Origin of the sequence: Streptomyces sp. SA15 (assembly GCF_002291145.1) — a bacterium.
GTDB lineage: Bacteria > Actinomycetota > Actinomycetes > Streptomycetales > Streptomycetaceae > Streptomyces.
Genome location: NZ_NTGE01000095.1, coordinates 54002 through 67765, shown reverse-complemented (window position 1 = coordinate 67765; position 13764 = coordinate 54002). Strand labels below are relative to the sequence as shown.

General features: G+C 70.3%; 13 protein-coding genes. 5 read left to right on the top strand and 8 right to left on the bottom strand.

The genetic code is table 11. From position 1 onward, the window contains the following. Positions 1–22: 22 nt before the first annotated feature. From ftsH to CLM62_RS18865, 3 genes are all read left to right on the top strand, one after another. Positions 23–2062: an ATP-dependent zinc metalloprotease FtsH gene (ftsH, locus tag CLM62_RS18875; protein WP_095751066.1), complete on the top strand. Its 2040-nt coding sequence runs from the start codon at positions 23–25 to the stop codon at positions 2060–2062. 133 nt (positions 2063–2195) lie between these two features. Then, positions 2196–2801 carry a GTP cyclohydrolase I FolE gene (folE, locus tag CLM62_RS18870; protein ID WP_095751065.1) on the top strand — a complete coding sequence of 202 codons (606 nt, stop codon included), beginning with the start codon at positions 2196–2198 and terminating at the stop codon, positions 2799–2801. A gap of 141 nt (positions 2802–2942) precedes the next feature. After that, positions 2943–3863, top strand: a complete 921-nt coding sequence (locus CLM62_RS18865) for a hypothetical protein (protein ID WP_257003911.1) — start codon at positions 2943–2945, stop codon at positions 3861–3863. Positions 3864–3875: 12 nt separating this feature from the next. Here CLM62_RS18865 and CLM62_RS18860 read toward each other — a convergent pair whose 3' ends face one another. From CLM62_RS18860 to CLM62_RS18835, 6 genes are all read right to left on the bottom strand, one after another. Then, positions 3876–4364, bottom strand: coding sequence for a DUF3180 domain-containing protein (locus CLM62_RS18860; RefSeq protein ID WP_095751064.1), 489 nt, complete (start codon positions 4362–4364; stop codon positions 3876–3878). A 57-nt stretch (positions 4365–4421) separates the two neighbouring features. Continuing rightward, positions 4422–5033 (bottom strand): 2-amino-4-hydroxy-6-hydroxymethyldihydropteridine diphosphokinase, encoded by a 612-nt coding sequence (folK, locus tag CLM62_RS18855; RefSeq protein WP_095751063.1) that lies wholly within the window; start codon positions 5031–5033, stop codon positions 4422–4424. After that, the gene (folB, locus tag CLM62_RS18850) at positions 5030–5389 is read right to left on the bottom strand and encodes a dihydroneopterin aldolase (RefSeq protein WP_095751062.1); all 360 of its coding nucleotides are present in this window, start codon (positions 5387–5389) and stop codon (positions 5030–5032) included. Before folB ends, folK begins: the two co-directional genes overlap by 4 nt. A gap of 264 nt (positions 5390–5653) precedes the next feature. Then, a complete protein-coding gene (locus CLM62_RS18845; protein ID WP_095751061.1) occupies positions 5654–6157 on the bottom strand; it encodes a nuclear transport factor 2 family protein in 504 nt (167 codons plus the stop codon). Beyond that, positions 6154–7080 carry a dihydropteroate synthase gene (folP, locus tag CLM62_RS18840; protein WP_095751060.1) on the bottom strand — a complete coding sequence of 309 codons (927 nt, stop codon included), beginning with the start codon at positions 7078–7080 and terminating at the stop codon, positions 6154–6156. Before folP ends, CLM62_RS18845 begins: the two co-directional genes overlap by 4 nt. A 103-nt stretch (positions 7081–7183) precedes the next feature. Then, positions 7184–8995 carry a phosphatidylglycerol lysyltransferase domain-containing protein gene (locus tag CLM62_RS18835; protein WP_095751059.1) on the bottom strand — a complete coding sequence of 604 codons (1812 nt, stop codon included), beginning with the start codon at positions 8993–8995 and terminating at the stop codon, positions 7184–7186. 224 nt (positions 8996–9219) lie between these two features. Between CLM62_RS18835 and CLM62_RS18830 the strand changes: the two genes are divergently transcribed. Together CLM62_RS18830 and CLM62_RS18825 are read left to right on the top strand one after the other, a co-directional pair. Next, positions 9220–10335: an esterase family protein gene (locus tag CLM62_RS18830; RefSeq protein ID WP_095751058.1), complete on the top strand. Its 1116-nt coding sequence runs from the start codon at positions 9220–9222 to the stop codon at positions 10333–10335. Positions 10336–10504: 169 nt separating this feature from the next. Next, positions 10505–11851: a hypothetical protein gene (locus CLM62_RS18825; RefSeq protein WP_095751057.1), complete on the top strand. Its 1347-nt coding sequence runs from the start codon at positions 10505–10507 to the stop codon at positions 11849–11851. 29 nt (positions 11852–11880) lie between these two features. Here CLM62_RS18825 and CLM62_RS18820 read toward each other — a convergent pair whose 3' ends face one another. Together CLM62_RS18820 and CLM62_RS18815 are read right to left on the bottom strand one after the other, a co-directional pair. Beyond that, positions 11881–13215, bottom strand: coding sequence for a PH domain-containing protein (locus CLM62_RS18820; protein WP_095751056.1), 1335 nt, complete (start codon positions 13213–13215; stop codon positions 11881–11883). Next, a complete protein-coding gene (locus CLM62_RS18815) occupies positions 13212–13760 on the bottom strand; it encodes a PH domain-containing protein (RefSeq protein ID WP_095751055.1) in 549 nt (182 codons plus the stop codon). Before CLM62_RS18815 ends, CLM62_RS18820 begins: the two co-directional genes overlap by 4 nt. Positions 13761–13764: the final 4 nt, after the last annotated feature.

Sequence of the window (13764 nt, the reverse complement as noted above, 5' to 3'; positions counted from 1 at the left end):
GGGGCGGCACCGCTCCGTATGGATGGACGTGAAGCGATACTTCCGTGGGCCGGTCATGTGGATCGTGCTGGCCGTCCTTGCCGTGGTCGTGTTGATGCAGGTCGTCGGCTCGTCCGGCGGCTACAAGACGGTGGACACCGGCCAGGTCGTCCAGGCGATCAATAACAACAGGGTCGAATCGGCCAAGCTGACCACCGGCGACGAGCAGACCATCAAGGTCCAGCTCAAGGACGGCGTAAAGATCGAGGGCAGCTCGAAGATCCAGGCGAGCTACATCGGCGACCAGGGTGTGACCATCGCCGGCACCCTGCAGAACAAGTACCAGGACAAGCAGATCCCGGACGGCTACACGGTTTCGCCGACGAAGCAGAACGCCTTCGTCGGGATCCTGCTGTCCCTGCTCCCCTTCGTCCTCATCGTGGTCGTCTTCCTGTTCCTGATGAACCAGATGCAGGGCGGCGGCTCCCGGGTCATGAACTTCGGGAAGTCCAAGGCGAAGCTCATCACCAAGGACACCCCGAAGACGACGTTCTCGGACGTCGCAGGCTCGGACGAGGCCGTCGAGGAGCTGCACGAGATCAAGGAGTTCCTCCAGGAACCGGCGAAGTTCCAGGCCGTCGGGGCGAAGATCCCCAAGGGCGTACTGCTGTACGGCCCTCCCGGCACCGGCAAGACCCTGCTGGCGCGCGCCGTCGCGGGCGAGGCCGGCGTCCCCTTCTACTCGATCTCCGGTTCCGACTTCGTCGAGATGTTCGTCGGTGTCGGTGCCTCCCGAGTCCGTGACCTGTTCGAGCAGGCCAAGGCGAACGCCCCGGCGATCGTCTTCGTCGACGAGATCGACGCGGTCGGCCGCCATCGCGGCGCCGGCCTCGGCGGCGGTCACGACGAGCGCGAGCAGACCCTGAACCAGCTCCTCGTCGAGATGGACGGCTTCGACGTCAAGGGCGGTGTGATTCTCATCGCCGCGACGAACCGCCCGGACATCCTCGACCCGGCGCTGCTGCGCCCCGGCCGCTTCGACCGCCAGATCGCGGTCGACCGCCCGGACATGCAGGGCCGTCTGGAGATCCTCAAGGTTCACCAGAAGGGCAAGCCGGTCGCTCCGGACGTCGACCTGTCGGCGGTCGCCCGCCGTACGCCGGGCTTCACCGGCGCGGACCTGAGCAACGTCCTCAACGAGGCCGCGCTGCTCACCGCCCGCTCGGACAAGAAGCTCATCGACAACCACATGCTCGACGAGGCCATCGACCGAGTCGTGGCGGGCCCGCAGAAGCGGACCCGGATCATGTCGGACAAGGAGAAGAAGATCACCGCGTACCACGAGGGCGGTCACGCCCTGGTCGCGGCGGCCTCACCGAACTCCGATCCGGTCCACAAGATCACGATCCTGTCGAGAGGCCGGGCCCTCGGCTACACGATGGTCCTGCCGGACGAGGACAAGTACTCGACCACGCGCAACGAGATGCTCGACCAGCTCGCGTACATGCTGGGCGGCCGAGCGGCCGAGGAGCTGGTCTTCCACGACCCGACCACGGGCGCGGCGAACGACATCGAGAAGGCCACGGCCACGGCCCGCGCGATGGTCACGCAGTACGGCATGACCGAGCGCCTGGGTGCCATCAAGTTCGGTGGCGACAACACCGAGCCGTTCCTCGGACGTGAGATGGCTCACCAGCGCGACTACTCGGAAGAGGTCGCCGCGCTGGTCGACGAAGAGGTCAAGAAGCTCATCGAGAACGCGCACAACGAGGCCTGGGAGATCCTGGTCGAGAACCGCGACGTCCTCGACAACCTGGTGCTTCAGCTGCTGGAGAAGGAGACGCTGGGCAAGGAGGAGATCGCCGAGATCTTCGCCCCCATCGTCAAGCGCCCCCCGCGGCCCGCGTGGACCGGCTCGTCCCGTCGTACACCGTCCACCCGTCCGCCGGTGCTCTCCCCCAAGGAGCTCGCACTGACGAACGGCGCCAACGGTGCGACGCCGGCGATCACCACCGCGAAGGCCACCGCGGCGGAGCCGTCCCCGGCGACGGAACCGGCCCCCGAGGAGCGCCCGGAGAGCTGATCTCCTGGCCTCTGAGGCCTCAACAGGCCCGGAATTCATGCCGCGCCCCCCTGGTCTTACCCTGGGGGGCGCGGCACTGTCGTATGCGCATGCAGGACACCGCATGCGGGACACCTAGGAACAGAGGCACCACATGACCGACCCCGTGACGCTGGACGGCGAGGGCCCCATCGGCGAATTCGACGAGAAGCGTGCCGAGAACGCCGTACGCGAACTGCTGATCGCGGTCGGCGAGGACCCCGACCGCGAGGGCCTCCTGGAGACTCCGGCGCGGGTGGCGCGGGCGTATCGCGAACTCATGGCGGGGCATACGCAGCAGCCTGAGGATGTCCTGACGACCACGTTCGATATCGGGCACGATGAGATGGTCCTGGTGAAGGACATTGAGATCGTAAGCCTCTGTGAACATCATATGTTGCCATTTCATGGCGTAGCTCACGTTGGGTACATTCCGTCAGAAACGGGCAAGATTACTGGCCTGTCGAAGCTGGCGCGTCTGGTGGAGGTGTTTGCCCGTCGTCTGCAGGTGCAGGAACGACTCACCACGCAGATCGCCGACTCCCTGATGCGGATTCTGGAGGCGCGTGGCGTGATCGTCGTCATCGAGGCCGAGCACATGTGCATGTCGGTGCGCGGAATCCGCAAGCCGGGCGCCAAGACCACGACGTCGGCGGTGCGAGGTCAGCTTCGGGATGCTACGACCCGGGCCGAGGCAATGAGCCTGATACTGGCGCGCTGACCCGATTGTCAGTGGTGCCCGATACGGTCCTTGATCAGTGGAGTTGATCGCTGATCAAGGGGGATCGCGGTGGGGTATGGGCTGCCCAGCAAGCAACTGGTGAGCGTCGTCGGAGGATACCGGCAGGCCAGGAACGTTGAAGTGGGCTCCAAGCTCTGGAGCCTGGACGGTACGCGGACTGTGCAGACGACCGTCGTTGAGATGACGGCGGTCAAGGCGCGTGAAGTCGTGGATGTGGTGACCGATCGCGTGACGTTCACTGTGGCCGCGAAACAGGAGCTGAGCACCCCGGATGGCTGGGTGCCCGCGGTGGAGGGGGGAGGGTGCATGCTCGCCTGGACGCATACGAAGAAGCTGTGCCGAGAGCGGCTGACGATCCGGCCCGGCTACGAGTTCGGCTACTTTGTCGGGGCCACATGCGCAGACGGTACGGTCGGCAAGAACTGCGTATCCCTCGTCGTCAATGAGGAGGACTTCGCCGCGCGGTACGCCGAGTGCCTGACCAAGGCGACTGGACTGCCGGCTCAGCTGGAACCGGTAACGCGACCCTCCGGGTACCTCAAGCGAGACGTCCCGGGCTTTCGTGTGCGGGTTGTTTCGTCGTACCTGGCCGATGCGATGCGGCAGTATGTGGGAGGTGACGCGCATCACATGCGGCAGCGGTTTCCGCGCGTGGTCCTCCGCGACATCGACACCTTCGACGGCTTTCTGGACGGATACATCGAAGGAGATGGCTTCCGCCACAAGAAGTGGGACGGGCGCACTGTGGTCAGCAGCAACGTGCCGTTCCTGGAGGAGCTGGCGGGGATCATCGGCGCGAGGTTCACTCCGCGCCCGAAGGGATCGGCCTCCGCCCTCGTCGTCACCGACCGTTGGAAAGCGCGAGGTACCTTTCAGCCCCAGTACCACCCCTTGGAACCGGACGAGTCCAGCTGGGTCGAGGTGCGCGACGTCCGCCTTCGCAGAGCCGAGGGCGCCAAGCCGTTCACCCTCTACAGCTACCGCCTCGACCCCCACCCCGGCTTCCTGGTCAGCGGTCACCTCGCCCGCCAGCCCTGGTGAGCCCGGCGATGATCAGGCCGCCGGAGCCGCCCCCGCGCCGTTGTGTTCGTCGTCCTCCGGGAGCTTGCACACGCGCTCCAGGAAGATGGCCGCCGCTATGACGGCGATGCCGGCCAGGACCGAGAAGCCGGCGTAGATGGCCTGGTCGCGGCGGGCGGGGATGTCGAGGGACTCCAGGAGGAAGACGCCGGCGCCGCCGTACATGCCGGAGACGAGGGCGGCGACCAGGGCGCTGGCCTGGCCGAAGACGACCGCGCGGGCCGCCATCAGGGGGTCGACGCCCTTCGCCTCGGGGCGCCGCTCGCGCTGGGCCTTGAGGCGGGCCCGGATCGACAGCGCCGTGGCCAGCAGGACCACCGCGATCAGGGCGAGGACGATGGGGGCGGCCAGGGGGACGCTGGGCAGGGTCCCGACCGAGTTCCACAGGCGGGCGCCCGCCCAGGACAGGATGCCGGCGACGACGAAGACGCCGGCCAGCACCCTGATGCGCAGCTCTCTCACGGTGTCCCTTCAGCTCCCCCGAGGGTCCACGAAATGTGGTCGTCTTGACCTTAACGGCTACTCGGGCAGCCGGAGTTCCAGGTCCTTGCGTGGAGCGATGCCGTCGCGGGTGACGGTGTCGAGGAGATCGGCGACCGCGCCGCGTCCGGGCAACTGCGCCTCGGGCTCCAGGTCGTGCCAGGGCACGAGGACGAACGCGCGTTCGTGGGCGCGCGGGTGGGGGAGGGTGAGCTGCGGATCGTCGGTGACGACGTCGGCGTACGCGACGATGTCGACGTCGAGGGTGCGCGCGCCCCAGCGCTCGTCCCGTACCCGGTGGAAGGCCTCCTCGACCGCGTGTGCCCGCTCCAGGAGCGAGGACGGGGGGAGGGTGGTCTTCAGCAGCACAACCGCGTTGAAGTACGACGGCTGGCTGCCGGGCTCGACGCCCCACGGCTCCGTCTCGTACACCGGGGAGACCGCCTTGATGCGGAGGCCCGGCGTGTCCTCGAGGGCGTCGATGGCTCCCTGGAGGGTTTCCAGGCGGTTGCCGAGGTTGGAGCCGAGGGAGATCACGGCCCACTGCGGGTTGTGGAGGGTGGTATCGGCGGCATCGACCTTCTCGACGACGGAGGCGGGTACCGGCTGTACGGTCGGGTCGCTCTGACCCTCGGTGAAGAACGCGGTCATACTCGGCTCCGGGTGATGGTGACGGTCACGTCGTCGAAGGGGACTGTGATCGGCGCGTCGGGTTTGTGGACGCAGACCTCGATCTCCTGGACCCCTTCGTGCTTCAGACAGGCCTGGGCGATGCGCTCGGCGAGCGTCTCGATGAGGTTGACGGGCTCGCCCTCGACGACGGCCACGACCTCCTCCGCCACGATGCCGTAGTGCACGGTCTTCGCCAGGTCGTCGTCGGCGGCGGCCGGCCGGGTGTCCAGGCCCACGACGAGGTCCACGATGAAGGTCTGGCCCTCCTCGCGCTCCTTGGGGAACACGCCGTGGTGCCCGCGGGCCTTCAGGCCGCGCAGCGCGACACGATCCACGCGAATCACTCCTGCAATCGTCGGTGTCGGCCGGTCCGTACCGTGTGCGGGCGGCACACCGACCTCGAACGAATCTACCTGCGGGCACTGACAGGGCCGGGCCACGGGGGCGCGGGCCCGAGCCGGGGCCAGGAGGTTTCACCTTGCGTTTCCCCTGGGGAATCCGGCGGCTCACGGGCTGGTAGCCGCCCATACCCACGGGTTCGTGATTCCAACCACTTCTTGGTCCCTGCGGGCGGGTGGCCCATGGGGTCGCCTACCCACTCAGGCCGGGGAGTCGTCGCCTTCCTCCTCGTCGTTTTCGGCCAGAACCGGGGAGGCGTGGTGGGACCAGAGCTTCCAGCCGGACGGTGTGCGCCGGAACACGTTCGTGGCGACCACCAGCTGGCCGACGAGCGGGCCGAGTTCCTCGCCGCCCTCGGGGGCGGGGCCGCCACTGAGGATGTTCTCCGTGCAGGTCACCAGGGCGGTGTCGCCGGTGACCGAGACGTGCACGTCGGTGAGGAAGAACTGGATGTAGTCGGTGTTCGCCATGATCAGGGCGTACGACCTGAGGACCTCGCCGCGACCGGTCAGGACGGGCCAGCCGGGGTGCACGCAGGAGACCACGCCGACGTCGGCCGGGTCGTGGTACGTCTCGTCGACGCCCAGGTCGGCAGGGGTGAGCCAGAGCGAGGACACCTCCTCGAAGTCGCCCCGCTCCATCGCCTCGTAGAAGGCGGTGTTGGCGGCCTCGACCTGCTCGACGTCGGTGTGGGGGGCGCTCACCGGGCTCCTTCTGCGCCGTTGCCCGCGACAGGCGCCCCTGCCGCGACCCGCGTCTCTTTCTCGGCACGCGCCCCCTCCACGGCGCGTGCGACCCGCACCGCGTCCGCCGTCGCGCGCACCTCGTGCACGCGCACCGCCCACGCGCCGGCGTGCGCCGCGAGCGCGGAGACGGCGGCCGTGGCGGCGTCTCGCTCGCGTGCGGGCGGCGGCGCGCCTTCCGGGCCCGCCAGGACGCGGCCGAGGAACCGCTTGCGGGAGGCGGCGACGAGCAGCGGGTGGCCGAGGCCGAGCAGCCGGTCGAGGTGAGCGAGGAGAGTGAGGTCGTGTTCGGCGTCCTTGGAGAAGCCGAGGCCGGGGTCGACGACGACGCGGTCGGGGGCGATGCCGCCGTCCAGAACGGCCTCCACGCGCGCGTGCAGTTCGTCGACGACTTCGGTGACGACGTCGTCGTACACGCCCTTGACGTTGCCGCCCTGCAGGAAGCCGCGCCAGTGCATGACGACGAAGGGGGCCTCGGAGGCGGCCACGACCTGGATCATCGCGGGGTCGGCGAGGCCGCCGCTGACGTCGTTGACGAGGGCGGCGCCGGCCGCGAGGGCCCGCTCGGCGACACAGGCGCGCATGGTGTCGACGGAGACCGTGACGCCCTCGGAGGAGAGGTCGCGGACGACGGGGATGACGCGCTTGAGCTCCTCGGCCTCGTCGACGCGGGTGGCGCCGGGGCGGGTGGACTCGCCGCCGACGTCGACCAGGTCGGCGCCCTCGGTGACCAGTTCGAGGCCGTGCTTGACGGCGGCCGTCGTGTCGAAGAAGCGGCCGCCGTCGGAGAAGGAATCGGGGGTGACGTTCACGACTCCCATGACCGCGCAGCGGTCCCACTCCGGAAGGCCCGCGACGCGTCCGCGTCCGCTCTGCTTGCTCATACGCTCAGCGTAGGCCCCGGGCGGGACGGCAGGACGCCGCGGCCCGAGCGGAAGCCCCCGGGACTGGAGGAGGGGGTGGGGCTTCCGCTCGGGCCGGTCAGGGTCACGCCGCGCGGACGTTGCGTTCCGCCGTTCCGTGGGCACACGCGCGTGCCGGGGTCGTACGGCGGCGCAGGAAGCGCGGCAGCGGCAGGGCCAGGTTGACGAAGCCCTCGGCCTGCATGGCGGCGAAGCCGATGCGCGGCAGGTCGCCGGAGGCGCGGTAGACGACGAAGCGGGGCTCCCAGCGGGGCCGGAACTTCGCGTTGAACTTGTACAGGGACTCGATCTGGAACCAGCGGGAGAGGAAGACCAGCAGCCCGCGCCAGGCGCGCAGCACCGGACCCGCGCCGATCTTCTCGCCGCGTGCCAGGGCCGAGCGGAACATCGCGAAGTTGAGCGACACGCGCGTGATGCCGAGGCGCGGGGCCGCCTGGAGAGCCGCCACGATGAGCAGTTCGTTCATGCCGGGGTCGGCCGAGCGGTCGCGGCGCATCAGGTCCAGGGAGACGCCGTCCGTGCCCCACGGCACGAAGTGCAGGATCGCCTTCAGGTCGCCGTACGGACCGGGCCGGTCGTCGGCCTTGTGGGCGGTGGCAATGAGGCAGTCGCCGTCGGCCGGGTCGCCGATGCGGCCGAGCGCCATGGAGAAGCCGCGTTCGGTGTCGGTGCCGCGCCAGTCGTCGGCGGCGCGGCGGATGCGGTCCAGCTCGGCCTCACCGAGGTCACGGACACGTCGTACCCGGGTCTCGTAACCGGCGCGCTCGATGCGCTTGACCATCTGGCGCACATTGCGCATCGCGCGGCCGGCGAGCGAGAAATCCGCGACGTCCACCACCGCCTCGTCGCCCAGTTCGAGGGCGTCCAGGCCGGTCTCCCGGGTCCACACCTCGCCGCCCGTCTCGGAGCAGCCCATGACGGCGGGGGTCCAGGAGTGGGCCTTGGCCTCGTCCATGAAGCGCTCGATGGCGCCGGGCCAGGCCTCCACGTCGCCGATCGGGTCGCCGCTGGCGAGCATCACGCCGGAGATGACGCGGTAGGTCACCGCCGCCTTGCCGCTGGGGGAGAAGACCACGGCCTTGTCGCGGCGCAGGGCGAAGTGGCCGAGGGAGTCGCGGCCGCCGTGCTTCTCCAGCAGGGCGCGCAGCCGGGCCTCGTCCTCGTCGGTGAGGCGTGCGGCTGGGTGTTCGGGGCGGAAGGCCAGGTAGATCGTGGTGATAGCGGTGAGCAGGCCGAGGGCGCCGAGGGAGAAGGCGACCGTCCAGGACGTGTTGCCGTGGTAGTCGACCGGGCCCTCGAAGCCGACCAGGCCGTACAGGACGTGCGTGATGCGATCGGCCAGGCTCGGGTCGCCGACCAGGCGGTTCGGATGGGCGCTGACGATGATCAGGCCCAGGGCGAGGGAACCCGCGCCCATGAGGACGAAGTTGGCGAGCGCACGCCATCGGCTGCGTGGGTCGGGCAGTGCCCTGAACTGGTCGCGGTGGCGCAGCAGGGGCGCGAGCAGCGCGAGCGAGATGAGCACGCCCACCAGGGAGTGCCGGTAGGTGAACTGCGCCACCGCTCCGGCCGGGAGGAGCACCACGGCGGCGCGCCAGGCCCGGCGCTTGGCCCGTTTCAGCCCGTGGGCGAGCAGCAGCAACAGCACGCCTGCGCTGAGCGAGAGCGCGGCCGCGAACGGGCCGAGCGCGCCGGGCAGCACCTCGGCCATGGTGTGCATACGGCTGTGCCTGAAGCGTGGGAAGACGCCCGCGGCGATGTCCAGGAGGCCCACGAGGGCACAGGCTCTGCCGACGAGGACGGGGACGGCCTCGGGGCGCGGGCCACGGAGTACGCGCCGCACCCAGTGTGATCGGGTCGGAACCCCGCCCGACATTTCCTCATCTGTCCTGACAGACATCGCATCCCGTAGTTCCGCGAGAGACCTTGGATCCGGGCCCGATTCGGGCATCCGGCGACATTGCGCCCTCTAGGACGGTGTCTCGGGGGGAGAGGTTCACTCTCCTCGGCCAAGCCGTTTCAAAGGCCAAGGAAAGCCCGGGGCAAGCCCTTGCCAAGGCGGTGAGGAGCCGGGCGGAAAGCGCAGGCAGGTAACCATCCATGGGTCTCACGAGCAACAAGACGCTGGCTCTGGCGGTTCTGTCCGCCGTGCTGCTGTTCGTCGGCACGGTGTGGCTGTGGCCACGGCTGGCCCGGCGGACCTGGCCGGCCGTCGGCGGACGCGTCGTTCTGCTCCTCGTCACCCAGCTGGCGCTCTTCGGGGCGGTGGGCCTGGCCGCCAACCAGGCCTTCGGCTTCTACGCCTCCTGGGCGGACCTGTTCGGGCAGGAGAACGACCAGGGCGTGGTCGTCGACCACACGCCGGACAGTGGCCCGCTTCGGGTGGTCGGCACGCGGCCGGTGCCGGGAGCGGGCGGGGCGCGGCCGCAGACCGGCGGGCAGATCCAGGAGGTCACCGTGGTGGGCCGGACTACGAGCATCGCCACGCCCGCGTACGTGTACCTGCCGCCGGAGTACTTCCAGCCGGAGTTCCGCACGCGCGCGTTCCCGGCGGCGGTCGTCCTCACCGGTTATCCGGGCACGGCGAAGGCGCTGGTGGAGAAACTCGAATACCCGCGTACGGCCCTGCGGCTCGCCAAGGACGGCCGGATGCGGCCGATGATCCTGGTGATGCTGCGGCCGACGGTGGCGCCGCCCCGGGACACCGAGTGCGTGGACATCCCGGGCGGCCCGCGGACGGAGTCGTTCTTCGCCAAGGACCTGCCCGATGCCGTGGGCGCGCACTACAGGGTGGCCAGGAAACCGGGCAGTTGGGGTGTCATCGGCAATTCCACGGGCGGCTACTGCGCATTGAAGCTCGCCATGCACCACCCGGACGTGTTCGCCGCCGGAGCAGGCCTGTCGCCGTACTACAAGGCGCCGATCGACGCCACCACGGGCGACCTCTTCCAGGGCGACAAGGGCCTGCGCGACCGCGCGAATCTGTGGTGGTACCTCAAGCACACGCCGGCGCCCGACACTTCACTGCTCGTCTCCAGCAGCAAGGTCGGCGAGTCGAACTACAGGGACACGCTGAAGTTCATAGAGCGGGTGAAGGACACGAAGCTGACGCGCATCTCGTCGATCATCCTGGATAGCGGCGGGCACAACTTCAACACCTGGCGGCGGGAGATTCCGGCGACGCTGCAGTGGATCAGTGGGCGGCTGAGCGGTTGAGCAGCGGGTGAGTGGTGGCTGCGTGGCCACTGAAATGATCTTGTTCTTTGCCGATTCGGTCGAATTCGGCGACCGAACCGATTCCTGATGACGTGTGAAGGCCGCGAGATGGCTGTGTTTTTACGGGGCGGGGCACCATGATTCCTCTACGCGCGGTAAGTTTCTGGCCATGCCACGTGGACGTCACCGCCATTCCCCGCCCTTGCACAGGCTCCTGCCCCCGTCGGCGATCGCAGGCGTCTCGGTCGTCTGCGCGCTGGGCCCCTGGGTGTTCACGGAGCAGACGGTGCTCCGTGGTCTGGCCGCGGCCGCCGCGGCGACGGCGGTCGTCAGCGCGGTCGTCATGCGCCGCTGGGACACGCAGGCCGGCAAACAGGTCGCCGACCTCACGCGCGCGCGGGCGAGCGACGAGTGGCGGTTCGAGGAGCGGGTCGCCGAACTGGAGACCGACCTCGAGGAGTCGCGCGAACTGCGCGTCAAGCTGGAGCAGCGGCTGCGGGCGAAGCGCACGGAGCTGGCGGGTCTGCGCAACGAACACGCCGCGCTGCTGCGGCGGTACGCCACGGCGGAGACCGAGCGGGCGAGCGCCCTGGAGGGCCGCCGGCTGCTGGAGATAGAGACGTCGGGTCCGGCGGCGCGTGAGCTGCTGCCTGCGCCTGCCGCGTCCGCGGAAGAGACCGGCGAGACCGACGGCGACGTGGAGGCCGCGGACACCACGGAGACCGCGGACGTCTCGGAGGTAGCGGCGGCCGAGCCTGTGGCTCCCGCGATCTTCTCGCCGGAGGGTTCCAAGCTGTTCCTGCGGGCGAAGGCGGCGCTGAAGAAGTTCGACGAGGAGAGCGAGAGTTCACCCAAGGAGGACAGTTCGCCTCAGGATGACGGTTTGCCCAAGGGCGACAGGTCGCCTCAGGGTGACGGTTCGCCCAAGGGCGACGGTTCCCCGGAGGACGACGGCTCGCCGAAGGGCGGAAGGTCCCCCAAGGGCGGAAGGTCCCCCAAGGGCGACGACGCCCCGCCCGCGGACAGTGCCCCGAAGGGCGAGCCGGTGAAGGCCGGTTCCGCCACGGCCGAGGCCACGTCGGCGGGTACGGCGCCCACGCAGGAGGACGAGGCCAAGGGGCAGCCCGTGGCGGTCGACGGGCATGAGCGCGCGGCGGCCGCCACCACCACGGCCAAGGGCGCGCAGCCCGCACAGCAGCCCTCCGGGCACTTCGTCGCGCCGACCGCGGTGGCCGTCGTACCGCCGACGCCCGTGCGGCGTCCGGCCGTCGAGGGCGGCTTCGACTTCTTCGGTACGAAGCAGGGGGCCGCGCCGGCCGCGCTTGAGGCCGTACAGAACGAGGACCTCGCCGACGTCGTGGGGCAGGAGGCGCTCGCCCTCCACAAGGCTGAGTCCGAGGCGGAGTTCAAGCCGGTGGACGAGGAGTCGAAGGGCGTCGGCCAGGTGATCGACCTGACGGCCCACGACGAGACGGAGCAGATCGACGTGCAGGGGTTGCGGAGCGCGGTCTCCTGAAGGAGCCCGGTCTCCTGAAGGCTGAGCGGCTAGGCCATCCACCGGTCCGGCCGAGCGTCCCTGCGCCCCGTCCGTGACCGCTCCGCCTGCCCCCGCAGCAGCTCCGCAGCCTCCTCGGCGTCCCTCAGCCGCGCTGTCACCGTCTTGTTGGCCCCGGTGTCCACGTGCACGTCGGCGACCCGCCAGAGGCGCTCCCAGGGCCCTTGAGAGAGCCGTACGCTCTGCACCTTCGCGTGGGGTACGAGTGCCAGGCTGCGCCGCAGCAGCCCGTGCCGCGCGGTGAACACCGCGTCGGTGACGGCGAGGCCGTAGCCGCGCCACCACACCGGCACGCACCGCCGGGCCCGGCGCGGCGGCAGGGACAGCGCCGACAGGGGCGGCACGGTCACACCGGGCAGCACGCGCGCGACGACCGACTCGGCGATCTCCCGCGGAGCGACCGGCACCAGCACGGAGTTGGACGACCCGGCCACGTCCAGCTCCACCCGCACCCAGCCGCGCCGCCGCCACAGCAGCGGCTCCACGATCCGTACGGTCTGCACGCGGCCCGGCGGCACCGTCTCGTGCGTGCGGTCGAGCAGCCCGTGGTCGATCCGCAGCCCGTCCGGGGACTCGCCCACCGTCCAGTCGTACTCGCCGACGAACCGCCCCACACTGCTCGCACCCGCCGCGCCGAGCAGCGGCAGCGCGGTCGCGAGGACCGTCCACACGCTCTCGGTGGCCAGCCACAGCACGGGCGGTACGACGAGCACGGCGGCCAGCGTGCCCCAGGTCGCGCCGGTCAGCACCAGCGAGACGGCGAGGACGCCCGGCGGCACGCGCAGCAGCTCGCGGGAGGGTGCCTCGCCGACCTCGTGCGCCGTCTCGGGCGCGAAACCGGCGGCGCGCGCGAGGAGTTCCGCGCGCAGGGCGCGCGCCTCGCCCTCCCCCAGGAAGGCGAGTTCGTCCTTCTTGTCGGCGCCTATGACGTCGAGTTTGAGTTTCGCCACGCCCGCGACCCGCGCGAGCAGCGGCTGGGTGACGTCGACGGCCTGGATCCGCTCCAGCCGGATGTGCGCGGTGCGCCGGAACAACAGGCCGGTCCGGATGCGCAGTTCGCTCTCGGTCACCGCGAAGTGAGTGAACCACCAGGTCAGAAAGCCGTAGAGGGCGGCGGCCGGGACGAGCACGGCGAGGGCTATCAGCAGCGTGGTGGTGGTCAGCCGGGTCAGCTGGCGCTGCGCCTGGTCGGGGTCGTGCACGGCCCACCCGATGACCACGGCGATCGGCGCCCACGCCCGCCTGAGCGGCGTCACGGGGTGCAGCCGCCGCTCGGTGACGGTCCGCCTCTCGCGTACGGCGCCGTCGACTCCCGGCGTCGTCACAGGCCCGCCGATCGGGCCTCGCCGAGCTCGGTGAGCCGGTCGCGCAGCCGTTCCGCCTCGGCCGGGTCGAGGCCCGGGATGGTCGCGTCGGTGGCCGCGGCCGCCGTGTGCAGCTGCACGCTGGCCAGCCCGAAGTGCCGTTCGACGGGCCCTGAGGTCACCTCGACCAGCTGCATCCGCCCGTACGGCACGACGGTCTCCTCCTGCCACAGCACGCCCCGGCTGATCAGCAGGTCGTCGGCGCGTTCGGCGTACCGCCAGGAAGCCCAGTTGCGGCCGAGCATCACCCAGCCCCACGCCATCAGGGCCAGCGGCAGCAGGGCGAAGGCCGCCCAGGCGGGCCCGGCGAGCAGCCCGAGCAGCAGCCCCAGGCCCACGGCCAGCAGTCCCAGCCACACCACCAGCAGCAGCCGTCGCATCCGCAGCAACCCCGGCGGCAGCCCGATCCACACCGTTTCGGCCTCCACCGGCGCGGTCCCCACCTGCCCGCCGGCCGTCGGCTCGACCCCAGCTGTCCCCGCGTTCTCCGGGCTCCCCGTCTCCATAGGG